This is a genomic window from Martinezella multihospitum (genome assembly GCF_900094585.1).
In the GTDB taxonomy this organism is placed as follows: Bacteria; Pseudomonadota; Alphaproteobacteria; order Rhizobiales; family Rhizobiaceae; genus Rhizobium; species Rhizobium multihospitium.
The window spans coordinates 960,687-987,136 of the sequence record NZ_FMAG01000001.1 but is presented as its reverse complement, the minus strand read 5'-3'; the positions used below and the strand labels follow the sequence as shown (position 1 = coordinate 987,136).

General features: G+C 60.5%; 22 protein-coding genes. 6 read left to right on the top strand and 16 right to left on the bottom strand.

Going from position 1 to position 26,450, the window contains the following annotated elements; all coding sequences use genetic code 11:
* Nucleotides 1-2: 2 nt before the first annotated feature.
* Genes GA0061103_RS04435 through GA0061103_RS04415 form a run of 5 tightly spaced genes read right to left on the bottom strand, consistent with a single transcriptional unit; the run spans nucleotide 3 to nucleotide 4,256 of the window.
* Nucleotides 3-974: a 5-oxoprolinase subunit C family protein gene (locus tag GA0061103_RS04435; protein WP_092707435.1), complete on the bottom strand. Its 972-nt coding sequence runs from the start codon at nucleotides 972-974 to the stop codon at nucleotides 3-5.
* Complete coding sequence (locus GA0061103_RS04430; RefSeq protein ID WP_092707433.1) at nucleotides 964-1,839, bottom strand: 5-oxoprolinase subunit B family protein; 876 nt, start codon at nucleotides 1,837-1,839, stop codon at nucleotides 964-966. The genes GA0061103_RS04435 and GA0061103_RS04430 overlap by 11 nt, the downstream gene beginning before the upstream one ends.
* Nucleotides 1,839-3,224: an acetyl-CoA carboxylase biotin carboxylase subunit gene (locus GA0061103_RS04425; RefSeq protein ID WP_092707431.1), complete on the bottom strand. Its 1,386-nt coding sequence runs from the start codon at nucleotides 3,222-3,224 to the stop codon at nucleotides 1,839-1,841. The genes GA0061103_RS04430 and GA0061103_RS04425 overlap by 1 nt, the downstream gene beginning before the upstream one ends.
* The gene (locus tag GA0061103_RS04420) at nucleotides 3,221-3,463 is read right to left on the bottom strand and encodes an acetyl-CoA carboxylase (protein WP_092707429.1); all 243 of its coding nucleotides are present in this window, start codon (nucleotides 3,461-3,463) and stop codon (nucleotides 3,221-3,223) included. The genes GA0061103_RS04425 and GA0061103_RS04420 overlap by 4 nt, the downstream gene beginning before the upstream one ends.
* Nucleotides 3,450-4,256 carry a 5-oxoprolinase subunit PxpA gene (locus GA0061103_RS04415; protein ID WP_092708637.1) on the bottom strand — a complete coding sequence of 269 codons (807 nt, stop codon included), beginning with the start codon at nucleotides 4,254-4,256 and terminating at the stop codon, nucleotides 3,450-3,452. The genes GA0061103_RS04420 and GA0061103_RS04415 overlap by 14 nt, the downstream gene beginning before the upstream one ends.
* Before the next feature lie 260 nt (nucleotides 4,257-4,516).
* Between GA0061103_RS04415 and GA0061103_RS04410 the strand changes: the two genes are divergently transcribed.
* The gene (locus GA0061103_RS04410) at nucleotides 4,517-5,425 is read left to right on the top strand and encodes a LysR family transcriptional regulator (RefSeq protein WP_092707427.1); all 909 of its coding nucleotides are present in this window, start codon (nucleotides 4,517-4,519) and stop codon (nucleotides 5,423-5,425) included.
* 25 nt (nucleotides 5,426-5,450) lie between these two features.
* Here GA0061103_RS04410 and GA0061103_RS04405 read toward each other — a convergent pair whose 3' ends face one another.
* The 10 genes from GA0061103_RS04405 to GA0061103_RS04360 all read right to left on the bottom strand — a co-directional run bounded on the left by GA0061103_RS04405 (nucleotide 5,451) and on the right by GA0061103_RS04360 (nucleotide 18,706).
* Complete coding sequence (locus tag GA0061103_RS04405) at nucleotides 5,451-7,187, bottom strand: pilus assembly protein TadG-related protein (RefSeq protein ID WP_092707425.1); 1,737 nt, start codon at nucleotides 7,185-7,187, stop codon at nucleotides 5,451-5,453.
* The gene (locus GA0061103_RS04400) at nucleotides 7,187-7,609 is read right to left on the bottom strand and encodes a TadE/TadG family type IV pilus assembly protein (protein WP_092707423.1); all 423 of its coding nucleotides are present in this window, start codon (nucleotides 7,607-7,609) and stop codon (nucleotides 7,187-7,189) included. Before GA0061103_RS04400 ends, GA0061103_RS04405 begins: the two co-directional genes overlap by 1 nt.
* Before the next feature lie 329 nt (nucleotides 7,610-7,938).
* Nucleotides 7,939-8,148: a hypothetical protein gene (locus GA0061103_RS04395; RefSeq protein ID WP_092707421.1), complete on the bottom strand. Its 210-nt coding sequence runs from the start codon at nucleotides 8,146-8,148 to the stop codon at nucleotides 7,939-7,941.
* Nucleotides 8,149-8,221: 73 nt separating this feature from the next.
* Nucleotides 8,222-9,022, bottom strand: a complete 801-nt coding sequence (locus tag GA0061103_RS04390) for an ABC transporter permease (protein WP_092707419.1) — start codon at nucleotides 9,020-9,022, stop codon at nucleotides 8,222-8,224.
* Complete coding sequence (locus GA0061103_RS04385) at nucleotides 9,019-9,873, bottom strand: ABC transporter permease (protein WP_092707417.1); 855 nt, start codon at nucleotides 9,871-9,873, stop codon at nucleotides 9,019-9,021. The genes GA0061103_RS04390 and GA0061103_RS04385 overlap by 4 nt, the downstream gene beginning before the upstream one ends.
* Nucleotides 9,874-9,965: 92 nt before the next feature.
* Complete coding sequence (locus GA0061103_RS04380) at nucleotides 9,966-11,138, bottom strand: ABC transporter substrate-binding protein (protein WP_092707415.1); 1,173 nt, start codon at nucleotides 11,136-11,138, stop codon at nucleotides 9,966-9,968.
* 48 nt (nucleotides 11,139-11,186) lie between these two features.
* Nucleotides 11,187-12,284: an ABC transporter ATP-binding protein gene (locus GA0061103_RS04375; protein ID WP_092707413.1), complete on the bottom strand. Its 1,098-nt coding sequence runs from the start codon at nucleotides 12,282-12,284 to the stop codon at nucleotides 11,187-11,189.
* Nucleotide 12,285: 1 nt separating this feature from the next.
* A complete protein-coding gene (locus GA0061103_RS04370; RefSeq protein WP_092707411.1) occupies nucleotides 12,286-14,349 on the bottom strand; it encodes a hydantoinase/oxoprolinase family protein in 2,064 nt (687 codons plus the stop codon).
* Complete coding sequence (locus GA0061103_RS04365) at nucleotides 14,346-16,040, bottom strand: hydantoinase B/oxoprolinase family protein (protein ID WP_092707409.1); 1,695 nt, start codon at nucleotides 16,038-16,040, stop codon at nucleotides 14,346-14,348. The genes GA0061103_RS04370 and GA0061103_RS04365 overlap by 4 nt, the downstream gene beginning before the upstream one ends.
* A 98-nt stretch (nucleotides 16,041-16,138) precedes the next feature.
* Nucleotides 16,139-18,706, bottom strand: a complete 2,568-nt coding sequence (locus GA0061103_RS04360; protein WP_245304652.1) for a winged helix-turn-helix domain-containing protein — start codon at nucleotides 18,704-18,706, stop codon at nucleotides 16,139-16,141.
* Nucleotides 18,707-19,143: 437 nt separating this feature from the next.
* On the opposite strand from GA0061103_RS04360, the gene GA0061103_RS04355 reads away from it, so the two are divergent.
* Complete coding sequence (locus GA0061103_RS04355) at nucleotides 19,144-20,472, top strand: peptidoglycan L,D-endopeptidase MepK (RefSeq protein ID WP_245304651.1); 1,329 nt, start codon at nucleotides 19,144-19,146, stop codon at nucleotides 20,470-20,472.
* 31 nt (nucleotides 20,473-20,503) lie between these two features.
* Here GA0061103_RS04355 and GA0061103_RS04350 read toward each other — a convergent pair whose 3' ends face one another.
* A complete protein-coding gene (locus GA0061103_RS04350) occupies nucleotides 20,504-21,202 on the bottom strand; it encodes a TetR/AcrR family transcriptional regulator (RefSeq protein WP_092707405.1) in 699 nt (232 codons plus the stop codon).
* Nucleotides 21,203-21,335: 133 nt separating this feature from the next.
* Between GA0061103_RS04350 and GA0061103_RS04345 the strand changes: the two genes are divergently transcribed.
* The 4 genes from GA0061103_RS04345 to GA0061103_RS04330 are packed head-to-tail and all read left to right on the top strand — an operon-like array spanning nucleotide 21,336 to nucleotide 26,391.
* On the top strand, nucleotides 21,336-22,346 hold the full coding sequence (locus tag GA0061103_RS04345; protein WP_092707403.1) for an HlyD family secretion protein: 1,011 nt from the start codon (nucleotides 21,336-21,338) through the stop codon (nucleotides 22,344-22,346).
* 12 nt (nucleotides 22,347-22,358) lie between these two features.
* A complete protein-coding gene (locus GA0061103_RS04340; protein ID WP_092707401.1) occupies nucleotides 22,359-24,119 on the top strand; it encodes an ATP-binding cassette domain-containing protein in 1,761 nt (586 codons plus the stop codon).
* Nucleotides 24,116-25,267 carry an ABC transporter permease gene (locus tag GA0061103_RS04335; RefSeq protein ID WP_092707399.1) on the top strand — a complete coding sequence of 384 codons (1,152 nt, stop codon included), beginning with the start codon at nucleotides 24,116-24,118 and terminating at the stop codon, nucleotides 25,265-25,267. The genes GA0061103_RS04340 and GA0061103_RS04335 overlap by 4 nt, the downstream gene beginning before the upstream one ends.
* Nucleotides 25,268-25,269: 2 nt before the next feature.
* Nucleotides 25,270-26,391 (top strand): ABC transporter permease, encoded by a 1,122-nt coding sequence (locus GA0061103_RS04330; RefSeq protein ID WP_092707397.1) that lies wholly within the window; start codon nucleotides 25,270-25,272, stop codon nucleotides 26,389-26,391.
* The last annotated feature ends 59 nt before the right edge of the window (nucleotides 26,392-26,450 follow it).

Below are 26,450 nucleotides of genomic sequence, written 5' to 3'. Positions count from 1 at the left end.
CCCTATGCGAGAGCGGCACGAAGGCGCGCAAGCAACGCCTGACGGTCCGCACGCGCCGCCAGTGCCTGATCCATGGTGACCTCCACGAACTGCGTCGGCGTATGCGGCTGCAGCTGCGCGATCAGATCCATGTCGGCCGAGATCACCGTTCCCAGCATGAAATAACCGCCGCCGGAGACAGCATCGCGATGCAGGATGATCGGCTCCGTTCCGCCCGGCACCTGGATCGAACCATAGGGATAGCAGCTGTCGACGATGTTGGAGGGATCCGAGCCTGCGCCAAAGGGCTGCTTGCGCTCGACGAATTCGAGCTTGCGGCCGCCGCGGAAGCGATAGCCCATGCGATCGGCCTCCGGTGCCACCTTCCACTGGTCGGCAAAGAAGTTGCTCTTCGTCTCCTCGGTCAGCCGATCCCAGTAGAGCCCCGGCAGAACCCGGAGTTCCGCCGGCATGCCAGGCTTGCGGCGCAGTTCTTCGGCAACGGATCGACCCGCACTCGCCATGGCGCCTGAGCCGACGGGAAGCTCATCGCCGGCGGCGATGGCCTTGCCGTTCAGGCCGCCAAGCGCGCCGATCACATAGGTCGACCGGCTGCCCAACGCTTCGGGAACATCGATGCCGCCGGACACCGCAATGCTGATCCGCGCACCGGACTTCAGAAAATCGAAGCTTACCGTCTGTCCCGCTTTCACCTTGAGCGCCGTCCATCCCGGCTGAAGCTCGCCATCGATCCTGACGGGCATGTCGGCGCCGGTAACGGCAATCAGCGCATCGTCGAGGAATTCGAGCTTCGGCCCCATGAAGACTGCTTCCAGCCCGGCAGCCCCCTCGTCATTGCCGACCAGAAGATTTGCCGCCCGCATCGCATAACGATCCATGGCGCCGCCGAGGGGAATACCGAGATGGAAATAGCCGGGCCGTCCGAGATCCTGAATGGTGGTGGAAAGGCCGTGATGAAGAACCTTAATGGCCATGCAGCGCACCCTCCAGCTTGGCGTTGTAGCCGCCGATATCGGCCTGGTACTGGCGAAGATCGAAGCTGACCTCGCGGATCGGCGGCGCGAAGCGGCCCTTGTCGACATCCTCGACCGCCTGATCGTAACCATCGCGATCGATCGGCCGGAATTTCACGATGTCGCCCGGACGGAAGAACACCATGAAATCGCGGAGATAACTGGTGGATTGCGTAGGGTCGAAGATCGGCATCGGCGTGATGCCGAACATCTGGTAGCCGCCCGCGCCGCGCACCGAATAGATGCAGCCGAAGCAGCCGCCATGTCCCACAGTCAGCCGCGGCGTATCGGTGCGTGGGCGCAGATATTTCGGCACCTCGATCTGCCGCTGCCGCTCGACCATCTGATACATGAAAGGCAGGCCGGCAACGAAGCCGACCATGGAGACGAACCAGGGCGAGCCGGCATGAACCGAGATGAAATCCTCGACCGCGCCATAGCCGTTGATCCTGGCGGCGTAGTCGAGATCGGTGCCGGTCGGCTCCTGATGCCGCTCGCGGAAGCGCATCAGCGTCTCATGCGTCCAGGGATCATTGTAGAAGACCGGGATCTCGACGATACGGGTTGTGATGACCGGCTCCGCCTTCTCGGCCGCGCCCTCGATTGCCTTGACCTCCCGCAAGAGATCGTCCGGCTTGATTACGTCGGGATCGAACTTGATCTGGAAGGAAGCGTTGGCAGGGCAGATTTCGGTGACGCCCTTGATCGCGCTCTCGCGCACTCCCTTAGCCATCGACAGGCTCTTGAAGAAGGCCTCAAGGGACATCTCATCGCTGCATTCGACGAAGAGATGCTCGTCACCTCCGAACGTAAAGCGAGCAGGCATCAGGCAACCTCCGTCGATACGCCGTCAACCGCGGCAAAATCGGTCTCCAGCCAGGATTCGAGAAAACGCGTATGGAATGCACCCTTGCGCACCGACGGATCGCGGGCGAGCGCAAGGTGCAAGGGGATCGTCGTCGGCAAGCCTTCGATCGTCAGATTGGAAAGAGCGCTGGCCAGTCTGTCGAGGCAGGCATTGCGGTCTTCGGCCCAGACGATGAGCTTGCCGAGGAGAGAGTCGTAGAAGGGCGGTACGGTATAGCCGGCATAGAGCATCGTATCGAAGCGGATGCCCTCGCCTTCCGGAATGGAAAGCCGCGTCACGGTGCCCGGCGCCGGCAGAAAGCCCTTGGCCGGGTCTTCGGCATTGATCCTGCACTCGATGGCGTGACCACGCGTCCGGATATCGGACTGCGACAACGACAAAGGAGCGCCGCCGGCAACCTTGAACATCTCCTGCACCAGATCGATGCCGGTGATCATTTCGGTCACCGGATGTTCGACCTGGATGCGGGTATTCACCTCGATGAAGTAGAATTGCCTGCTATCCTCGTCGTAGAGATATTCGACGGTGCCCGCGCCGCGATAGCCGACTTCGGCGGCAAGCGCCACGGCGCTGGCGCAGAGGCGCTGCCTGATATCATCGGGAAGCAGAAAGGCCTGCGCTTCCTCCCACACCTTCTGGCGGCGCCGCTGCAGCGAGCATTCGCGCTCGAAGCAATGGACGAAATTTCGCCCGTCGCCAAAGATCTGCACCTCAATGTGCCGGGCGCGGGTGATGACCTTCTCCATGTAAAGGCCGCCATCACCGAAAGCCGCGGCCGCCTCCGCCGATGCCAACGGAAACTGCTCTCGAAGCTCGGCCAGCGACTGCACGATGCGGATGCCACGCCCACCGCCGCCGGCTGCAGCCTTGATCATCATGGGAAAACCGACGTGTTCGGCAATCGCTTCGGCGGCGTCGATATCCGCCACACGACCGTCGCTTCCGGGTACTGTCGGAACGCCGGCCCGTTTCGCTATCTCGCGAGCTGCCACCTTGTCACCGAGCAGCCGGATGGCCTCGCCGCTTGGCCCGATGAAGATCATGCCCGCCGCCGCGACGGCATCGGCGAAATCTCCATTTTCCGAAAGGAACCCATAGCCCGGATGGACGGCATCCACACCGGCTGTCCGCGCGGCCGCGATGATGGCTTCGATGTTGAGGTAGGATTTTTTCGGCGCCGGCGAGCCAATATTGATCGCCTCGTCGGCGAGCTTCACCGCAAGCATGTCGGCATCTGCGGCGCTATGGACCTGCACCGTGCGAATGCCGAGCGCCTTGGCAGCCTTGATGATCCTAACGGCGATTTCGCCGCGATTGGCAATGAGGACCGAGCGGATCGTCATGGGTCCACCTCCGCGATGACTTGCCCGGCCATGACGGGCTCTTCGTTGTCGACGAGGAAGGTTATGTTCTTGCCATCAAGCCCGGCAGGGATCTGCTGGAAGGTTTTCATGACCTCGATAAGTCCGATCGTATCGCTGGCAGCAACGGCATCGCCATCAGCCTTGAAGGGCGGAACGTCCGGAGACGAAGCCCGGTAGAAGGTTCCCGGAAGGGGTGATCTGATCTCAAGCTTGCTCATGGGACCTCCGCGCGGCGTCGCTGTTCAAAATCTGTGAAACGGGTGCAATCCTGATACCCTCGGCAATGAGGGCCTCGCGCATGTGGCGCACGATGTCGAGCGCACCCAAAGTATCGGAATGAAAACAAATGGAATCGAAGGCGATCGGAATATCCGCACCGTTGACGGTGCGAACGACGCCTTCGGTACAGGCCCTGACAACCTTGCGGGCAATTGCCTTGGGATCGGGGCGACCGGCGTCCCTGGTAAAGACGATCCAGCCCGTATCGCCATAGTCGCGATCGGCATAGAACTCGCGCACTATAGGCTGGCCCGCTTCCTCAGCGGCAAGGCAGGTGGCCGAACCATCCATGCAGAAGACGAACATGTTCGGCGCGACCGTGCGCATATATTGTATGAAGATCTGCGAGAGATCGGCGTTCGCCGCCAGTTCCATATAGAGAGCGCCATGCGGCTTCACATGCTGCACAGGCACGCCATAGCGCCTGGCGAACTCACGCAGCGCGCCAACCTGGTAGATCAGATCGTTGACGATTTCGCGGCTGGTGCCGTTGATCTTCCGCCGCCCGAAACCCTGGAGGTCGTTGTAACCGGGATGTGCGCCGACGCCGACGCCGTGGGCGGCGGCCATCCGCACGGTCTCATCCATGAGATTGGGATCGCCGGCGTGAAAACCGGTGGCAATGTTGGCCGAGCTGATAAGGGAGATAAGCTCCTCGTCATGTGCGTCGCCGATCCGCCATCGGCCGAAGGCCTCCCCCATGTCGCAATTGATGTCGACAGCTTCCTTCAAATGCATTCCCTCGCGCCTGCGCCCCAAATGGGGATCGATACAAGAACGCTAGAAGGAAAGGATGCACTTGAAAAATACAATTTTCTAAGAACTATTATCTGATAAATTGATATCGACGCTCAAAATAGCGCCATATAATACCGTTAAATATCAATATAATACCGAAAATGCGCAACGATAAATCGAAAATCTGCTCGTTTTAGATCCATCAAATCTGATTCGGTGCAGCGATTTTCAGATAAAAAGATGGGAATGGTGTCATGAGCCTGAGTTTGCGGCAGCTTCGTTATTTCGTTGCCACAGCAGAATATGGACAGATCTCGCACGCGGCCGTCAACCTGTCGATCTCGCAATCTGCCGTCACCGCAGCGATCAAGGATCTCGAACTCACGGTCGGCGTGTCGCTGTTCAACCGCACGCCACAGGGCATGGACCTGACCACGGCCGGCCGGCAATTCCTGTCCCATGCCTATGAGATTCTGGCAAAGGTCGACGAGGCGACCCATCTCAATCTCGTCAGCAGCGATATAGAGGGAGAGCTGGTCGTCGCGGCAACCTATACCGTCATCGGCTATTTCCTGCCGCTTCACATCGAGCGTATCCGCCGTCTCTATCCGAAACTGAAAATCCAGCTCTACGAAGTCAATCGCGAGTCGATCGAGGAAGGCCTGCTGACCAATCGCTACGACATTTCGGTTTTGCTGACCTCCAACATCCTCAATCCGATGCTGACGACGGAAACGCTCCTGAGCTCCGTCAGGCGCCTCTGGCTGCCAGCCGGCCACGACCTGCAACGTCGCGACGGGATAGGTCTGCGTGAAATCGCCGAGGAGCCCTACATCATGCTGACAGTCGACGAGGCGGCTCACTCCTCGTTGCGATACTGGAGCCGAAGCCCCTATCAACCGAAGGTGCTCCTGAGGACCAGTTCGATCGAAGCCGTCAGATCAATGGTGGCGAACGGCCTCGGCGTCGCCATTTTGTCGGATATGGTGCATCGCCCCTGGTCGCTGGAGGGAAGGCGGATCGAGACCGTGAACATTCAAGACCCGGTTCCACCCATGGATGTGGGGCTCGCCTGGCGAACCAATGTCGAGTTCAGCCAGCCAATGCTTGCCTTCAGGCGTTATTTCCAGCAGGCCTACAGCCTGCCGGGCACGAATTCCTGATACCGCGCGTCGTTCCGAGCAGCCGTTACTGCACCAGCACAGGCTGTGTGCATCTTGCGTCGGTAACGCTCACGTCGGCTTGACCGATACCAAGCCCGAGAAGGCCGAGAAGGCCGTACAGAACCTGATCGAGCGGCGCGGTCACGACCGACAGCGTATCGGCAACGGCTGAAAGCACCCCCGACGGCGTACCAATGGTCAAGATGAGCAATTGGATGGTGATGGTCGCGTTTTTCAGGAGCGACGAGACCGTAGACGTCAGGACGGTGCTGGTTGAAACCGTCTTGATCGTACCTGCCGAGATCTCCGAAGGCTGAAAGTTCAATCGTGTCGGGCTCATATTGGCGATATCGACCTGCGCACTCGCAATCACTTTGAGAAGAAGGGAATCGATGATCGCAGCCGGCGTTACCCGCGGCTCGGAGCCGAAGTTTACGAAAGCAGACGTATTGACGTCGCCAAGATCTACCTCGGCAACACCTGGCACGGCGTCTATCCCGACGACCGCGTTCGGCATGGAGCCGCCGACACAGGTGATCGAGGCAAGCTTGGCTTCCGCGGGGGCAAGCTCGATATAGAGCGGAACCCTGAGCTTCAGCCCGGCGATCAGGGACAGGCCGGTGACAGCGACCTCGAGCGCGGCACGGACTTGCGGTGTGCGAACGATTGTGCCCGGAGCGCCCACGGCAAGGGCCGGCGTCTGCTGGGACATTTCTCCGATCGCCAGCGTCAGCTTCGCGGTCGCGACGCCCGGCAGAGCTGCCCCGAGATCGAGCGCGATCTGCTTTTGCTGGTTGGCAGCCATTGCGGTTGCCGAGATCAGATCCAGCACATTCATGGTGGCCGTCAGATTGGGCGAAGTGCCGACGATATTGCTCCCCAATGGACCGAGATTCACGATATCCTGCAGCTTGACGGTCAGTTTCGTCGTGCCGAGCGTCTTGCCGAGATTGTTAATGAGGGTGACGACTCCGGCCGAAAGATTGGTCGACTTGCCAAGAGCGCCGAGAAGCTTGTCATAGGTGACATCTGTCGCCAGAAGCTGGTTATAACTCACGCCGGTAAGCTTCAGATCCGTCGCCAGGAGATTGAGAAAGCTCAGAAGATTGACATTCGCGCTGACGAGCGACTGATAATCGGCGACTTTCAGAGAGATTTGCGTTCCCAGCAACGTGCCAAGAAGCTGGTTCAGAATACCACCATTGAGGCTCGCAAGCCGCGATCCCACCGAGAAGGCAGCCAGACGCTCGCTGGATGCGGTGCCTGTCGCGCTCAGGGTCGGCGCCGTGGCAAAGGCGGAAGCGAAAGGCATCACTGCCTTTTGGGTCAATGTCACCTTGACGGAATCATACGGCGAGGTTCCCGTCGAGGAGAAGCGGTTTGCAAGCGGGATCGACGTATCTGCCGTGTAGGTGCCGAGGACCAGATTGGCCACGGTCTCGTATTGACCGGAGTTGGCCGTAGCGGCGTTGACGAGCCCGTTGCTCGTCATATAGCTGCTGCCGGAGGCAACTGCTGCGGTCGTGCCATTGCTCTGGAGATTGTTCAGAAGCGCGGTCTGCGCATTTGCGATATCGGAGGCAGCCGATATCGCTCCGATGTCGCTCAACTGCTGCAGGCGCCGTTGCTGCAGCGTCATCATGCCGTAATCGATGCCGAGGCCAAGGCAATACAGGATGAGGGGCGAGACGAGCGCAGTCGTGACGGCGACGTTCCCTCGCCTGTCCCGCAGAGAGGCGAGACGACCGAGAAGCCGCTGCATCAGAGACCTCCGAGGCGAATGGTCGAATAGCGGCGGATGGTTTGATCCGGCATCGCAAAGGTATAGAGGTTCCAGATCGGAAGATCCGACGCGTCATAGCTGGCGCTGACCGTGAATTGATTGGCATTGGTCGGGTCGGTGGCGACGCTTATCGTCAACTTGCTCTTGTCGATGAAAGCGTCGTTGATCGTCGAATTGGTGACGAAGCTTTGGACCAGCTGGCTTCGCTCGTCCGCCGACAACCCGGCGATTGCCGTGCGGGCAGCATCGGCCGTCAATTGCTGCAGCGAATGAGCGGCGGTAAGATAGATGGCAAAGGCAACCAGCGTGAGAAGCAGAAGGAAAAAAAGCGGCGCGATGAGAGCGAATTCGACTGCTGCGGCGCCCTCTTTCTCCCTGTTGAAATGAGAAACACGATACATGGTCCTGTCTCCTTCAATCGACCTTCATCTGCGCGATGACGGTCGAGGAGACCTTAGGCTTCGGACGTTAATTTTATATTTCTAAATAAGATATTTTCTAATATTATTTAGATCTTAAAGATATCGAATACTTAACGAAATCATTATTTCACTAGGAAATATCTGTCTTGGCAAAATCCCGAGCATGAAAAGCTTGCCAAACAGAATATTGGCGCCATGACCTTCTATTTGCAGTCGATGAAAATCTTTCCTTTCCAGCCGCTGCTTCTCGCCCGCGCCGCACATTCGACAGCGCCAGCCTGTTCGATGTCCAGATCAACAGCAGACATCTACTTTTTCTTCGGCACCAGATCCCAGCCGCCCTGGATGTTTCTCACGAAACGGCGATTTCCTTTGTAATAGGTGACGGCGCCTGTCCGATCCACCTTGATGGACGTCGGCAGAGACTGCGTCACCGCCTTCAGCCGCTCGACCATGTCAAGCGCCTCCTGCCTCTTTCCCGCGCGGATCAGCGCCATCAGTTTCGACTCTTGTTTCATCCTCTGTGCTCCCGTTGATGGAGGTCTAAGGGCGGGCGGAACTTGCGACTTGTCAGTCCAATTTGCATATCGATCACCCCACCCGGCGTTGCATAAGCAGCGAACGCAGTGCCACGACCACCACGCAGACGCTGGAAACAAGAAAGATCGCGCCCGACATCGCATAGATCGTCGGCGAGGCGCCGGAATTCATCTTGCCGAACAGCACAACCGGCAAGGTGTTCTGGCGGCCCGCCAGATAAAAGGCGCGCGTGAATTCGTTGAGCGACAGCAGGAACGAAAAGATGAAGGCGCTGACGAGGCCCGGCCGGATCAATGGCAGGGTAATATCCCAGAACTGCCGGAAGCGTCCGGCACCGAGATCGTCCGCCGCCATGAGATAGGTCCGCTTGACGGCGGCAAAGCTTGTCAGGATGACGATGAAGGCAAAAGGTATCGCCCACAGCAGATGGCCGGCAATGACAGTCAAAGCCGATGCCTTCACACCGGCGCGGCTGATGATGGTCGATAGCGCCAGCCCCTGGATGACGCCGGGTACGAACATCGGCAGCAGCACAGTCAAAAACCACAGGCTGCGTCCACGATGAAGCTCGCGATGGGCCAGTGCCGCGCCGAGCGACAGCAGCGTCGCAATGACAGCCGTCGCAAGCGCAATGACGATCGACTGGCCGAGCGCGGCGACGAGCGCGCTTTCCGAGCCGAGTGCGAGGTACCATTTCAGGGTTATGTCGGAGAAATGCGGCAGCCCCGGCTGCAGCGCCGGGTTGAAAGAGACGCCAAGCAGATAAAGCGGCGGCGCATAGATCACGATGAGGCCGAAGACGGTCAGCGCCCAGATGACGATGCGCGGCGTCGTTCCTTCCCTGACGATCATTGGCCTCGCTCCTCGAATAGCGAGGAGAGGCCGAATAGGGCATCCCCGATCAGCACCAGCCCAAAGACGATGACGAGCATCAGCGTCGAAATCGCAAAGGCGAGCGGAAAATTGGCAACGCGCATGACGTCGTTGATCATCACCGAGACGATTGAAGCGCCGGCACCGCCTAGCATCTGCACCTCTGTCGATGAGCCGGCAACCATGACGAAGACGAAGAGGAAACCGGCGAAGACGCCGGAATAGGTCAGCGGCAGCAGCACGGTGCGGACCATCGTCCAGAAGCCGGCGCCGAGATCGCGCGATGCCGCCAGCGCGATCGGATCGACTCGGCGCATGGAGAGCAGGATGGGGAAGGTTGCGAACGGCAGGTAGGAGGCGACTAGTCCGACGATAACGGCGAAATCGCTGAACAGCAGCCAGTCGAGCGGCGCATCGGTGATGCCGACCTGCTGGAGAAGCGTGTTTATGACGCCTGTGCGACCGAGCAGTAGCCGCCAGGAGAAGGAGCGAATGAGATAGGACGTGAAAAACGGGATGGTAAGCAGGGCCGCAAGCACGACAGACAGGGTGCGCCCAGCCAGGAAATACATCGCATAGGCGGTGGGATAGGCGATGACGAGGCAGATGGCTGACGCCAGGAACGCCTTGCCAAGGGTGGACAGGAACACGCTCCAGCGCCCGGCCTCCAGAATGGCGCCGTAGGCGGCGAGGCTGAATTCCGGCTTGATCCAGTAGGTGGCGGAATCCCAGGCACAGAAACTCCAGACCACGACAAGAACGAGCGGCGCGAGGCCGAGCACGAGGATCGCCGCGAGCGGAGCGGTCAGCAATAGAACTGGTGTCTTCATGGTCTAATCCTCCTTCTCTCGGCGTTGATCCCATCGGCTCGGGGCCGGCTTGTCCTTCGACAGATACGCCAGCCCCGATCCATCGTGTTAAATCAGGCGTTGCGCAGCTTCTGCCACCACTCCTCGTAGAGTTGGAAATTGTCCGGGCGGCAATTCTGCCAGTAGACCTTTCCGGAGAACTTGGCCTTCACATGGTCGGCAAGCTTGGCAACGTCATCGGGCTTATATTCATCCGGATGGGCCTTGGCGTAGGCGAGGTTGTTGTCGGTCGGCACGAGATAGCCGCGCGCCTTGCCGAGCTCGCAACCGTAGAGGCCAGCAAGCAGGCCATCGACGAACTTGTGGGCAATGTCGGCCTTGCCACGCTCCGTGGCACCCTTGAGCAGCACCGTATTGTTGCCCCAGCCTTCGTAGCCTTCGACGGGAGCTGCATACTCCACCTGAAGCCCGCGCTTGCGGCCTTCATAGACGATCGGCTCCCAGCCGGTCATGGCATCGACTTCTTCGTTCGCCACCAGCTGCACGCCCTGTTCCCATCCGTTCCAGAAGGTGCGGAACTGACCGTCCTTCTTGTGCTTGATCAGGAACTCCATGACGAGGCCGAGCTCGGATTCCGTCAGGTTGCCCGGCTCCTTGATCGGCTTGTTCTCGGCTTCCTTGAGATAGATGGCGGTGAAGATGGCGCTGTTGATCCACGCATCTTCCATCGCGACCCGGCCCTTGAGCTTGGGATCGAAGATGACGCCGTAGCTGTCGACCTTGCCGAGCTTGTCGGGGCGGTAGATGATGGAGTCGGCGTTGACGACCGTGGGAATGCCGTACTGCTTGCCCTCATAGGTCAAGGTCGGGATATCCTTGGCCCATTGCCAGATGCCGGCGAAATTCGGGATCTTGGAAACGTCCCAGGGGGCAATCAGGCCTTGCTTGGCGAGCTCGCGCTCGGCGCCGCCCTGAAAGCCGCCGACATCGAAGAGATCGTTGGCATTGCCGGCAGCCAGGCGCGCGACCACCGGGCCCACATCGTTGCCGTTATCGGTGAACTCAGGCGAAACGCCACTCTGGCGGGTAAATTCCTGCCATTTATCGCCGATATCGAGCGTGGCGGTGCCCCAGAATGCAACCGTAGCATCATCAGCCATGGCACGCGTGGCGGAAAGCCCGCCGACGGTAAGTGCGGCCGCACCCGCACCCATCAGCTTGAGCATGTCACGGCGCTGCATATTACTCCTCAAGGCGGAGGAGACGAGATTATTGCTCTTGTTCATCGTGTCATTCCCTTCCCTCATTTTTCGCTTGTGTCAGCTATTCGGGTTCTACTCATCGCCTCCAGCCAGAGCCGGTATTCCGGAACGATCGATCAGGAGCGCAGCGCCCGGCTTCAGACGCACGCGCACGCTATCGCCCGGCAAGGGCGGAGTTGCGTCCGCGCTAGTCGTTAACACCACGCGCTGGCTGTCGGCGAAAGCGAGCGTAACGTCATGGCTGAGTCCGCGATAGATGCTTTCGACAACCTTAAGTTCAATTATTTCGACCGCGTCTTCCGCAGCCGGGATCAGCTCAATTCGATCTGGGCGGATTGCGACAAGCGCATCGGACGGCGGCGCCGCTCCGGAGAAGCCCGCACTGATACGCTGTCCGGCAATCGTAACGAGAGCCCTGCCGCCTGAAACCGAAATGCTTTCGGGCCTCAGGAGCGTATCGATGCCAACAAAACGGGCAACGAAGGCATTGGCCGGTGCCTCGAAGAAGCGCGACGGCACGTCGGTCTGTTCGATCCGCCCCTTGTGCATGACGGCCATACGGTCGGAAAGGCTGAGCGCCTCGTCCTGATTGTGGGTAACGAGAATGAAGGTCGCTCCGGTACGCTTGTGAAGGCGGCCGAATTCGTCGCGCACCTGCTGACGCAGCCGTTCGTCAAGCCCGGTCAGAGGTTCGTCGAGCAGAAGAATGCCCGGTTCCATAACGAGCGCGCGAGCCAGCGCAACGCGCTGGCGCTGGCCGCCTGAGAGAAGATTGACGTCGCGATCCGCAAAACCCGAAAGTTCGACGAGGTCTAGTGCACCATCGACCTTGCTTTTCAAGGTGGCACCGGACAACCCACGCAACTTCAGCCCATAGCCGACATTCTGGGCGACATTCATATGCGGGAAGAGCCCGAGCGACTGAAAAACGGTATTCACCGGCCGGCGGTTGGCCGGAACATCAGCCATGTCCCTTCCATCGAAAAGCACACGGCCCGAGGTGGGCTTGTCGAAGCCACCGATCAGCTTCAGCAGAGAACTCTTGCCACAACCGGACGAGCCGAGCAGCGTAAAGAACTCCCCTGCCCTGATGTCGAGCGTCACGCCGTCGACGGCGCGCGTCGGCCCGTAATTTCTGACGATATGGTCGAGACCGATCGCTATCGCCATACTAGACGCTTCCCCCATCACATTCGCGGATGAGCAGCAAGCCCTCCTCGCTCACTTCCAGGTCCTGTCCGGCAATGACCAGCGACGTTGCCGTCGCCTCTTCGATGATCAGAGGGCCGGCAATCCTCTCGGAAGACGGCAGTCGCGTGCGCTCGTAGACGGGGCAGGACACCCAACCGATCGTCCCGCCGAAATAGACGTCGCGACGCCCCTTGGAGGCCGCATCCAGCGATCGGCCGGCACCATCGAGTTTCGGGATGGCGATGACCGGGCCGTGGAGTACGGCCTCCAGATGGATCATCGTGATCTCCACCGGCGAACCTGGCAGGCAGAAGGTATAGGCGCGCTCATGGGCGGCATGGAAGCGTTCCGCAAAGCTTCCGGCATCATCCTCCATTTCGAAGGGGGCGAAGACGCCGTGCTCCTGTCCGCGATACCGAGCTTCGACGCGGCAGGCGTAGCGTATCTCCGCCGCATCACCTTTGGAGAAATATTTGACCGCATCACGCTTCAGCTCGTCGAAACGACGCTTCAGATTGCTGACGGCTTCCGAACCAAGGGGAGAGAACCACGTGCCGCGAAAATCGGCCCGCGGCTCCGCCGCCAGCATTCCCCAAGCCGAAAAGATGCCGGGATGCGGTGGCACCACAGTCATCTTGACGCCGAGATCGCGCCCCAGGCGCGCAGCAAGCGCGGGTCCTGCTCCTCCGGAAATGACGAAAGCGGCATCGCGCGGATCGTGCCCGCGCTGGACGGTTACCAGCTTCAGCGCATTGATCATCGACGCATGCGCAATCTCGACGATCGCGAGTGCCGCATCCTCGACCGATAGTCCCATTGGCTTGGCAACTGTTGCGATTGCCGCGGCCGCCTTGGATTTGTCGAGCTGCATCTGACCGCCGGCAAAGCTTGCCGGGTCGAAGATGCCGAGTGTCAGCAGGGCATCGGAAAGGGTGGGCTTTTCACCACCACGGCCATAGCAGGCCGGTCCCGGTGTCGAGCCAGCACTTTCCGGGCCGACGCGGAGCGCGCCGCGCTCATCGATGCGGGCAATCGAGCCGCCGCCAGCACCGATTTCAACGATATCGACCACCGGCACCTGCACCGGATAGCCGGGTGCGATGCGGGTGTGCTCGAGCTTGTATTCGCTATCGAGCGTCGGGCGGCTGTCGTGGATCAGCGAGCATTTCGCCGTCGTGCCGCCGACATCGAGCGACAGCACTTCGGATTCGCCAAGCACTGTGCCGATACGCGCGGCACCCGCCACGCCGCCGGCCGGGCCGGATTCGACCAATGTCAGCGGGCTCATCTGCGCCTGATCGAAGGTGGAGATGCCGCCGTTCGACTGCATGGCGTAATAGGGGCATGTGAGATCGCGCTCGGTCAGCGCGCTTTCAAGCCGCGCAAAGTAGCGTTTGATAATCGGCTGAACATAGGCGTTGAGCACGGCCGTATTGGAGCGCTCATATTCCCGCCATTGACGGGAAACCTCATGGCTGGCGCAAACCGTGACATCCGGCAGCGCTTCGGCGATCGCCTTGGCGCAGGCGATCTCATGCTCGGGATTGGCGTAGCTGTGGAGGAAGATGACGGCGACCGCCTCGACCTTGCGAGCGCGGCATTCGCGGATGATCGGCTCGATATCACCAAGCTCGATGGGCGTCAGCACCCGGCCCTTGGCGTCCAGGCGTTCGCGCACCTCGAAGCGCAGGCCGCGCGGCACGAAAGCTTCCGGGCTCTTGAACTGGAGATTGTAGAGATCGGGCCGATTGCCGCGGCCGATTTCCAAGACGTCGCGAAAGCCCGCCGTGGTCACCAGCGCCGTCTTGACGCCCTTGCGCTCGGTGATCGCATTGATGACGGTCGTTCCGCCATGGGCGAAGAAAATCACATCGCGCGCCGAAAGTCCGTCTTTCTTCTCGGCAAGCTCGATTGCCGCAAGCACACCTTCGGATTGGTCGTGAACGGTCGTCAGGCTCTTGGCGGTAAAGATCTCGCCCGTGCGCTCATCATAACCGACGAGGTCGGTAAAGGTACCGCCTACATCCGTCGCCAGTCTGATCATGACGCCATACCCTCTTCATATCCATAGAGGCTGCGCGCCACTTCGTTGGTGATGTAGCCGTCTTCGACGTCGCGGCGGACCTGTTCCCGTTCGCGAGCGAGAGGGTCGCCCCAGCCGCCGCCGCCGCCGGTGATGATCCGTACGAGATCGCCGCGGCTCAGCCCGATATGCGGTTCGCGTCCGAAATTACGGACCTTTCCGCCGTTCTCTTCCACCTGCAGAAGATTGATGCTGCCGGATTTGCCACCTTCTATTCCCCAGGGAGGCGTGTCGGTTCGCCCGAAGCTGCAATAGGCCGAAGCACCGTCTCCAAGGATTTCATAATCGCGAATGACACCGAAACCTCCGCGACGGCGGCCGGCACCCGATCCCCCTTCGACGTTCAGCCCATAGCGGCGCACGAGCAAAGGAAAGCGCGCTTCGATGACCTCGACGGAGTAATTATAAGTATCGCCATCGGTCAGTGCGATCAGCGCATTGGCGCCATCGCCGTCGCTGCTCGCGCCCCAGCCGCCGTGCTGCGGCTCGATGTGGATGAATGGTTGCCCCGCCTCATCCTTGCCGGCGACATAGACAACGCAGAGGCTCGTATAGGAGCCAGCGGAAAAACGCTCTGGCATAAGCTTGGCAAGTGCCTTCCACACAAGTTCTGAAGCATGCACAGAACCCTCATAGTACCATCCCGTCGGCGACGGCTTCTCGGCGGTGAAAACCGAGCCCTTCGGTGCGATGACGGAGAGCGGGCGGAACCAGCCCTCATTGGAGGGCGCCTGCGGTGCGACCAGTGCCTTGAAGATGGTGCGCACTGCCGACTGCAGCGCGCCCGCCGCACAGTTGATCGGGCCTGCGACGGCCGGCGGGCAGCCGGTGAAATCCGCAGTCAGGCGGTCTCCGGCGATCGTGACAGCCACTTTGACGGAAATGGCGGCGGTGGTAACGCCATCCCCGTCGATAATATCTTCCGCCTCATAGATGCCGTCGGGCAGTGCGGCGATGGCGGCGCGAGCCTGCTTCTCGCTGACCGACAGGAGGTGATCGAATGCAGTTTCGACGACATCGGTACCGTATTTGCGCGCAAGCTCGCCCATGCGGCGCGCAGCAACACGGACGGTCGCCACCTGGGCCGTGAGGTCGCCGATCGCGACTTCGGGCAGACGGACATTCTCGCGGATGATGCGCAGGACTTCGCCCGAAAAGCGATCGCTGCGCACGACCTTCACGCCCGGCAGCCTCAGCCCCTCCTGAAAGACAGAGGTGGCATTGGGGGCAAGCGAGCCCGGAACCGAACCGCCGACATCGAGATAATGGGCGACATTGATGGCGTAGGCCAGAATCCGTCCGTCGAAGAAGATCGGCTTGACGATGGCGAAATCGCAGGCATGCGTGCCGCCGGAATAGGGATCGTTCGTGAGCAGGATGTCGCCATCTTCCAAGTCATCGCCATAAAGCGCGATCAGCGACTTGACCTGGGTGCCGAAGGTGCCGGTGAACAGGGTGATGCCGTTCATCTGCGCCACGAGCTCACCGTCACGGGTGAGGAGACCACAGGCGAAATCAAGCACCTCATAGATCACAGGGCTCATCGAGGTCCTGGCCATGACCACGCCCATCTCGTCGACGGTGGCTGCCAGCTTGCCCTCGATAATCTCCTGCGTCACCGGATCGACGACGATCACGAATCTACCCCTCATTATTATATTCGTACGAGTGCAGATTAGGTGTTTTTTCGTCCGTCGATAGCCTTCCCGATGGGTGGGCGTGCGCGGCAAAACCCACCCGAACGGGTAGGTTAGCGATCGAGCATGCCCTTTTGGCGTGCTGCCGTCACGGCCGCGGTCCGCGTCGAGACGTTGAGCTTCGCAAAGATATTCCGCAGGTGAAACTTGATCGTATTGTCGGACAAGGCCAGAATCCGGCCGATTTCCTTGTTGGAGAGCCCCGAACTCAGCAGCTCCAGCACCATGCGCTCGCGGCCGGTAAAGGCATAACTGCCATCATCGACGCCGGGTTCGTGCACCGTCTCACCACTCAGGAGCAGAGACTGGAGACGCTTTCGAGGAACGTTTGCGACGGTTGGATGATTGGCGAGTGCGCGAAGCTCGCCGAGTCCCGCGGAGAGATCGAGATGAAGCAGCGCCCGGTAGTCGTCGAGTGGCATCGTCAGTACGAGATCGGAGAGGCTGGCGGCAGCAAGATCGGCGCGGTCTTCCGCCAGAAGAATTCCTATTTCGATGAGAGCAAGCTCGATCGCGCGCGGGACATGCGGACGTTGCGACTGACGCATCCTGAACTGATCAAATACCTCGCGCGCCTTGGCCTTCTCGCCAAGAGCCAGGTAGGCGCGTGTCCAGAAGATCGCCGGCGTGGCACCGCGCAGATGGATGGCCAGCGTATTGGCGCGATCTGAAACGATTGCCTGCATACCGAAGCCATTGGCCTCGGCATGCCGGATTGCCTGATCGAGATCGCCCGATGCCATGAGCAGCATGGCGCGCTCGCCGTCGATCAGACGCGTGAGCCGATCGAAGCCGCGCCGCCGCGCCACGGCGCGAATGCGATCCATCGCCGCATGGGCGGCAAGCAAATCCTCGCGCATCCGCAGGACCCGTTGCTCGGCCATGAAGCCCGCAGCCAGAAGATCGAACCAGGTGTCGTGAAGCTCGAGGTGAGGCAGCGCCCATCCGAGCATCTCCGCCGCTGGCTCCGCCTCGCCGCGCATCGACAGAACCTCGGCCTTCAACACCTGGCCGACGGCATCGAGATCGCTGCCCGGACCGATATTGGTCTGGGCTTCGCAGATCAGCTCGTCATAGGCCGACAACGCGCTCGCACAATCACCGGAGAGAAAGAAGGCCTGGCCGATATGGGTATAAAGGTGCATGGCGCCAAAATCGGCGCCACCGTCGCGAAAGGCGCGAATGGCCAGATGTCCGTAGTGCAGTGCCCGGTCAAGCTCGCTGCGGATCAGGAAATTGTAGGAAAGCATATTGAGCGCCAGCGCCCGATGAATGAGCTCCATTCCATCCGGCTGCCGCAAATCATCTTCGAGCGCGGAAAGATCGGCCGCCGTCGCCCAATGATCCGTATAAAGCGCCAGAAGGATGCGCACGACGCGCAGGTCCTTTGCCAAGGTCGGGTCTACAGCCGCGGCTCGCTCGGCGATGACGAGATAGTGATTGGCCGCAGCAAGCTGCGCCGCCTTGGCGTTGAAGATCGAGAGCCCAAGTGTCGCAAGCGGAAAGCGGACGAGATCGATTTCCGAGGCACGTCCGCTCAGGGCCTGAAATAGCGTCGCGCCGCCACGGGTGGTGGCATAGACACGCCGCCAGCCGCCGGCCGTTTCGACGATGCGCGCGGCAAGATTGGCGTCGCCCGCCGTAAGCGCATGATGTACGGCCCGATCGATGTCGCCGTGCGCTTCAAACCAGTGGGCCGCACGATTGAGTGCAAGATTGGCATCGATACCCCTACGACTGGCAGTCCTCTTGAGGAACTCGTTGAAAACCGGATGAAACCGCATCCAGTTGCCGGGGCCGGCCAGCAATGTGACCGGGAGTGCGTAGTCAGCCAGCCTCTCGCTGAGATCCGCCTGCTCTCTGCTTTCCAGCACGGCTTCGAGCAACGAATGATTGAAGGCCGGAAGAGCGGCCGTGCCGATGAGAAACTGACGTATGTCTTCAGGCAGATGTTCGAACACCTGCTCCGACAGATAGGAGCCCATGTCAGCACCGCCGCCGTCGAAAGAGGCCAGAATGCTGTCGCTCTCCTCCGATTCCGATACGAGCAGGCTCACCATCTGCAGCGCGACCGCCCAGCCTTCGGTCCGGCGATTGAAGGAACCGACCTGCTCTTCCGTCAGATGAGTGCCCTTACCGGCGAAAAGCTCTCCCGCTTCGGCATCGGTAAAGCCAAGCTCGGCGACACCGAACTGTTTGAACTCGCCACGCAACCGCAATGCGGAGAGCGGAAAGCGCGGCGGGCTGCGGCTTACCAGCACCAGCTTGACGTGTTCGAGCGAGAGGTCAGCAAGGATCTTCGCCATCAGCGCCTCGGTCGCATCCGTCTGGGCGAAATGATAGTCGTCGAGAAAAGCGACGAGCGGCCCCTCGATCTTGCGCAGGCGCGTCGCCAGCACGGAAAGCAGTGCCGCCGCAGGCAGGTTGCCGGCGTCCGCACCATCCTCATGAAGCAGCGTCTGCAAGGCATCGATCAGCGCAAGCAGAAAGGCTTCCTGGTTGGTGTGTTCGGCATCGAGCGAGACCCAGCAGAGCTTGACACCATCCTCCTTCAACAGCTCGTACCATTGAACGGCAAGCGAAGTCTTGCCGTAACCGGCAGGTGCGACAATGGTCGTCAAACGGCGCAGTCCGGCCCGCCGGAGCTGCCGCAACAGGTCGCTACGTCTGATTGTTTGCTGCCCGCTTGATGGGGGAGCAAATCGATTCTGTCCACTCATGGGGCGGGATGATGCTGTCTTGGCCGGCAGTTTGCAACCCACGCGAAAACGTTTGCAAAGCCGGTTTTTCCCCATCTTTCGGAAGACGGCACCCTACAGGCACTGGTTGACGCCTCACAAAATTGCAACGGCGCCGCTGAAGCTTTCCGGAATAACGCTCGTCAGGGCGAGGAGTTGACTTCAGCCGCCCATAAATGCGCTCGAACGGACAAAATTTTGCCGTTTCCGCCTATAAACGGTCCGTTAGGGATTTGTTGACCATAATTGGAGGGTATAGCGATGCCGCAGACGCGGCGCCTCTGATTTCTGTTTCTCTTAGCAAGGCGAAAGTCGTATCCGTGCATCACGTGATCTTTTCCATTCCAGCGACAGTTTTCGCCACGACTTTCTCATTCGTCGCTTGCCGGGTGGCGCTGATCGCAATGCTGGTGCTCGGTGCTTTTGCCGGCACCGCCGCCGCCGAGGATCGGGCGCTCAAGCTCTTCTTCACGCATACGGGTGAAAGGGCGACCATCGTCTTCAAGCGCGGCGGCCAATATGACCCGCGGGGCCTTGCTCAGATCAATCGTTTCTTACGCGACTGGCGAAAGAACGAGCCGACCAGGATCGATCCGGAATTGCTCGATCTCGTCTGGGAGGTCTATCGCCGCAGCGGCGCCAACGAAGCCATTCACGTCGTCTCGGCCTACCGCTCTCCTTCGACCAACAGCATGTTGCGCAACCGCTCGCGTAGTTCCGGCGTTGCCAAGCACAGCCAGCATACGCTCGGCAAGGCGATGGATTTTTTCATTCCCGGCGTGAAGCTAGCGAGCCTGCGCGCGATCGCCATGCAGATGCAGATCGGCGGCGTGGGCTTTTATCCCAATTCCGGCTCACCCTTCGTGCATCTCGATGTCGGCAACGTCCGCGCATGGCCGAGAATGTCTCGCCAGGAGCTTTCGCGACTTTTCCCGAACGGGCGGACGCTCCATGTGCCAGCGGATGGCAGACCGCTACCAGGCTATGACGTGGCGGTCGCGCAATCCAAAAGGCGGCCATTCCAGGTAACCAGCAAGATCGCCGCCGTCTCGGATGATGACGATGATGCCGGCTCGTCGACACGCAGTGTCGCGCCCGACAGCAGCCTTCTGACGAGCATGCTACCGACGCCAAGAAGCCGCGCTGTGAACGGGTTGGAGGCTCAACTCGGCAAACGCGTGGCCGAAGAAAACAAGGTTCAACCCTTCGCCGACCTGGCTGCTTATGCCGTTCCGCTACCGGCATGGCGACCGACCAGCAGTATCGTCGTCGTCCCGACAACTGCGCCTGAAAGACCTGTCCCCCTTGCAGTGCTTGCAAGCCTGGTGGTTGGGCGCAACGGCTCAGGGAAGCTTGTGGTTTCGGATAACGCAAGGAATACGGCCGATAGCGCCATGGCAAAGATGCAGCCAATCGCACAACTGCCGAGCTCCACCTCGCAGGACGTATCCGGCGGCGTTGGCGCCATGTCGACGAGGGCGATCGTCGCCTGGGCCTTGCAACCGCCGGGCATGGCAGTCGACATGACTCTCCCAAGCCTCGTCAGCGCACCCATTCCGATGCACGACGACATGGCAGAGGCTCAGGCCGGCGCCATCGGATATGTTGATGACGACTTCGATGTCGAGCGGTTCGGTTTCGAAGGCTGAGGCGATCTCCTATTGCATAGTCTGCATAGGGTCAGTGCGATTGATCCGGTGGTCCCGCCGCCTGCAGCGATAGCGAAAGCTGGGCCAGACCGCCAAGCGTGAAGCGAAACAGCCGGTCCGCCAGTTCTTCATCCGTTGTCGTTTCCCGCCCAAGCGCCGGAATGATTTCGGATACGCGTTTTTCGGCCACCAGCAGCATGAAGCACGGCGCCATCGTCGAAAGCGCGGCCTGAGCAACGAACGGATGGTCCGGCGTCACGCCAATGATCTGGGCGATAACGCCAAACAGCAACGCTTTCTTGGGCTCGATCTCTTCGCGGCGAAGCTTGTCGATATGCGGTGTCGGCGCGATCAGTTCGCGGACAATCACCTTGGCCGGCCATGAATGCTCATTGCCGGTTCGCACGACTTTGACCAGCAACCCTATAAATCGGCGCAGCTTCTCCTTCGGCTCGATGTCCGCCGTGACGGTGCTGGCAAGCACATCGTAACTCATCAGGCGGTGATGCGCCTCGGCAAGGACATCTTCATACAAAGCCTCGATGCCACCGAAATGATAATTGACCGCCGCCGCGTTCGTTTCCGCGCGCAGAGCGATTTCCTTTGCGGTCGCACGGTCGAAGCCGAATTCGGCGAAGACGGCGCCACCTGCTTCGAGCAGGCTCATCCGCGTGGCAGCACCGTCCTGCCGATCCCGCGATCGCGCCGCTCGTCTATTGCCTCTGGCCATGGTCTCTGCCTTTCACTAACTCAAATATTAATTTGAAATTTGAATTTGACAAGTGCTATAATCACGCCCGGATCGATCTCGGTCACCATTCGTTTCACTAGAGCCGACCCCTTGCTTGGAGTTCGAATACAGCATGCAACGCATCATCGTCATTCTGGTCCTGTTGATTGCCGTAGTGGGCGGTGCCTGGTGGTATTTCCATCGGAACGACGGCTCGAGCGAGCTCGTCCTTTATGGAAATATCGACTTCCGGCAGCTTACCCTCGCCTTTAACGGCAGCGAACGTGTCGCCGAAGTCCTTGTCGAAGAGGGCGCGCAAGTCAAGAAAGGCCAGGTCGTCGCCAGGCTCGATACGAGCCGTCTTATGCCTCAGGTGGCGCAGGCCGAGGCCCAGGCTGCGAGCCAACGCGCCAATCTCGAGCGCCTGAAGAATGGCAACCGTCCCGAGGAAATCGCCCAGTCCCGCGCCAATCTCGAATCCGCCAAGGCGGAAGCAGTCAACGCCCGCGCCCAGTTCGAACGCCAGAACGCCCTTGCTCCCAAGGCCGCAGTCAGTCAGCAGGCTTTGGACGAAGCACGCTCCGCCGCCGCCGTTGCCGATGCCAAGGTCGTCGCCAACCAGAAGGCGTTCGATCTGCTTGTCGTCGGCTCCCGGATCGAGGACATTCAGGAGGCGGAAGCGCAGCTTCACGCAGCCGAAGCCAATGTCGCGCTCCTGCACCAGCAGCTTGCCGACGCCGAACTGAAGGTGCCCGTCGACGCGATCGTGCAATCGAGGCTGATCGAACCCGGCGAGATGGCTTCGCCCACGCGGGCGGCCTTCTCGCTTGCGACCATCAGCCCGAAATGGGTGCGCGCCTATGTCTCGGAAACCCAGCTTGCAATGCTTCGTCCCGGCATGAAGGCTAACGTCAGCGTAGATTCGCTGCCCGGACGGACGATCCCCGGGTGGATCGGCTTCATTTCCTCGGTTGCCGAGTTCACGCCGAAGTCGGTTCAGACCGAAGAGCTGCGCACCAGCCTTGTTTACGAAGTCCGCGTCTTCGTCGACGACCCCGACAACACGCTTCGGCTGGGCATGCCGGCAACCGTCCGGCCACTTTCGGGCGAGCAGGCGAATGTCGCAACCGCGCAGCAGCAATAGAGCGAGGATGCCATGAGCACCGGCAATCTCTCGGTCATAGCAAGGAATGTGCGCAAGACGTTTCGCCGCGATACCGGGGAAATGGTGGAGGCACTTGCCGATGTCTCGCTCGACGTCCGCAAGGGAGCACTGACCGCCCTCGTCGGCCCGGATGGCGCCGGCAAAACGACACTGCTGCGTCTGGCATGCGGCCTCATCGCGCCGGATGGTGGCCGTCTGCAGGTGATCGGCGTCGATATCGCCAAGGAGCCGCAGCATGTTCAGGACCGGATCGGCTATATGCCGCAGAAATTCGGTCTCTATGAAGATCTGAGCGTTCAGGAAAACCTAGATCTTTACGCCGATCTGCATGGCGTCACGCAATCCCAGCGTGACGAGACCTATCCGCGCCTCTTCGAGATGACGCAGCTTGGCCGTTTCAAGGAGCGACCAGCGGGAAAATTGTCCGGTGGCATGAAACAGAAGCTCGGCCTTGCCTGCACGCTGGTGCGGGCGCCAGAACTGCTGCTTCTCGACGAACCCACGGTCGGCGTCGACCCGCTGTCGCGGCGCGAGCTCTGGGAGATCGTCTTCAAGCTCGTCAAGGAGGACGAGCTCTCGGTAATCGTGGCAACCTCCTATCTCGATGAGGCCGAACGCTGCGAACATGCCGTGCTCATGCATGCGGGGAAGATCCTCGATCAGGGGCCGCCGGCCGAAATCACGGCGAAGGCAAACGGCTGCTGCTTCATGGTACGAGGTCCGGAGGGCATGTCGGCAAGGTCGCTGCAGGCACGTCTCTTTGCCCTGCCCGGCATCGTCGATGCCGTGCCGGAAGCCGGCCGCGTCCGGATCGTACGCAAGCCGGAGCAGAAGGACGAGCCACTACGGCTGGATGAGACCAAGCTCGATACCGAAAGCGTCGAGCCTCGGTTCGAAGATGCCTTCATGATGCTGTTCTCCGCCGTCGTCGGCGACGCCGAGCGCCAGACGCACACCGGCCAGCCATCCGACCATCGCAACGGCGATGAAACGGTCGTGCAGGTTCGCGACCTCGTCCGCAAATTCGGGGACTTTACAGCGGTCGATCACGTCAGCTTCAGCGTCCGAAAAGGCGAGGTCTACGGTCTCCTCGGTCCGAACGGCGCAGGAAAAAGCACGACATTCCGCATGCTTTGCGGCCTGCTTGCGGCCACCAGCGGCACCTTGATGGTCGCCGGCTCCGACCTGCTGACGGCAGGTGCGAAGGCGCGAGAACGGCTAGGTTATGTGGCGCAAAAATTCTCACTCTATGGCCAGCTCAGCGTGGATGAGAATCTGGAGTTTTTCGCAAGCTCGTATGGGCTGCGTGGCACGCGCAAAAAGGACAGGATCGCCGCTCTCAAAAGCCAGTTCGAACTCGATCAGTTCTCAAAACTGCCGAGTGGTCAACTGCCGGGCGGCTTCAAGCAGCGGCTGGCGCTCGCCGCCGCTCTCCTGCACGAGCCGGATATTCTTTTCCTCGACGAAGCTACAAGCGGCGCCGATCCGCTGGCACGGCGGCAGTTCTGGGGACGGATTACCGCGCTTTCGGAACAGGGCGTCACCATCATCGTGACGACGCATTTCATGGAAGAGGCCGAATATTGCGACCGGATCATTATCCTCGATGCCGGCCGCAACCTGGCGGAGGGAACGCCGGTCGAAATCCGCGCTCACGCGGGAGCTCACGGCGAGGCGGCAGCGACGATGGAGGAGGCTTTCATTTCGATCGTCGAGAAGGAACGTCACAAGAAACTGGAGAGGGCAGCATGAACCAGTCCGTCGACAGGCCCAGCCAAGGATTGCGCGCAGCCTTGCGCCGCATCCGCGCCCTCATCCGCAAGGAGACCTGGCAGCTGCTGCGTGATCCAAGCAGCATCGCGATCGGCATCGTCATGCCGGTGGCGCTGCTGATCCTGTTCGGATACGGCATCAATCTCGACGTCAAGAACGTCCCCGTCGCGATCGTCATGGAAGAAAACTCGGCGGAGGCGCGCGGACTTGCCTCCGCCTTCGAGCTCTCCAGCTATTTTTCTCCGAAGCCCGTCAAGACGATGGCCGAGGCGGAAAAGATGCTTCTATCGTCCGAAGTTCGGGCGATCCTGCGCATTCCTTCGGATTTCTCGCGCAAAGTCGCTCAAGGCAATGGCGAGGTTCAGGCCGTCGTCAACGGCAGCGATGCCAATACGGCTCGTATATCACTGAGCTATGCTCAGGCGGCAGCCGGCGTCTGGGCCGCCAAGGAAGCCTCGCGCAAAGGGACCGCCACCGGCAGCGGCGTTACGATCGAATCCCGCCTGTGGTTCAACGAAGCCAATGACAGCAGCTACTTCCTTGTCCCGGGTCTCGTCGTTCTGGTCATGACGCTGATCGGCGCGTTGCTGACCGCCCTCGTCATGGCGCGGGAGTGGGAGCGCGGCACCTTCGAGGCGCTGTTCGTGACGCCGGTGCGCTCGACCGAGATCCTGCTGGGCAAGACCGTTCCCTATTTTCTTCTGGGGCTTGCCGGTCTTGCGCTTTGCGTCGTCGGCAGCCGGCTGCTCTTCGGCGTCCCGCTTCGCGGATCGCTGCTGGTCCTGACCTTCGTCTCCATGCTCTATCTTCTGGTCGCGCTGGGACTTGGGCTTGCAATATCCTCGATCACCAAGAGCCAGTTCATCGCCAGCCAGATTACGGTGCTCGCCACATTCCTCCCGGCCATGATGCTCTCGGGCTTCATGTTTGACCCGCGCAGCATGCCCCTGGCCGTGCAGATCATCACCTACATCTTCCCCGGCCGCTATTTCGTCACGCTGCTGCAAACCCTGTTTCTCGCCGGCAATATCTGGAGCGTCATCCTGCCCAATGCCGCCGTGCTTGCCGGCATGGCGACAGCCCTTATGGCGCTTGCCGTGCGCATGACCCGCAAGAGGATCGCATAGCCATGTTGATCGCCTCACTTCTGCGCATCATAACGCTGATCCGCAAGGAACTTCTCGTCATCCTGAAAGACCCGAGAAGCCGGGCAAGCCTTGTCGTGCCGCCGATCCTGCAATGCCTGATCTTCGGCTATGCCGCGACCTATGACCTCAACAATGTGCCCTACGCGCTCGTCGACCAGGACAGGACGACGACCTCGAGAAACCTCGTCGCAAAACTCGAGGGCTCGGGCATCTTCGAAAGGGTGGCGACGCTGACGCAGACGGGTCAGGCCATCCGGTTGCTCGACACCAAGCAGGCCGTTCTCATCATCGTCATCGAGCGCGATTTCGAGCGGCAGCTGGAAGCAGGCACCCCAGGTACGGTGCAGATCGTCGCGGATGGCAGGAATTCCAATACCAGCGGCATCGCGCAGGGCTATGCCAACACGATCATCGGCGATTTCACCTCAGACTGGCTGGCGCAAAAGGGAAGCCCCAACGGCAACGTGCAGGTGACGACGCGAGCCTGGTACAATCCGCAGCTGGAAACGCGGTGGAGCATGGTCCCCTCGCTCATCGGCACGATCACCATGCTGATGACGATGATGCTGACGGCGATGTCCGTTGCGCGCGAACGCGAGGAAGGCACCTTCGACCAACTGCTCGTGGCGCCCTTCACCCCGACAGAAATCATGATCGGCAAGGCCGTCCCCTCGATGATCGTCGGCATCACTCAGGCATCGACGATCCTGCTGGTGGCCCTGTTCTGGTTCCGCATCCCCTTTGCCGGCTCGTTGCTGACGCTCTATCTCGGGCTCAGCCTCTTCCTCGCCGCAGCCATCGGCTTCGGATTGTTCCTGTCGTCCATCGCCGCCAACATGCAGCAGGCAATGATCCTCTGCTTCGTCTTCCTGATGCCGTTCATGCTGCTGTCCGGCCTGATGTCGCCGACCGACAACATGCCGGAGATTTTGCAATATGCGACGATGATCAATCCGCTGAAATACGCGATCAGCATCACGCGCGGCGTCTATCTCGAAGGTGCGGGCCTCGATACGCTGTTTCCGGATATGCTGGCACTCGTCACCATTGCCGCCGCGACGATGCCGGTTGCCGCCTGGATGTTCCGCCACCGCTTGAACTAAGCCACATCGCGTTTTTCCCGCAATTGCTCCGAGGGGATCGAGAGCGGTGAACTCATGCA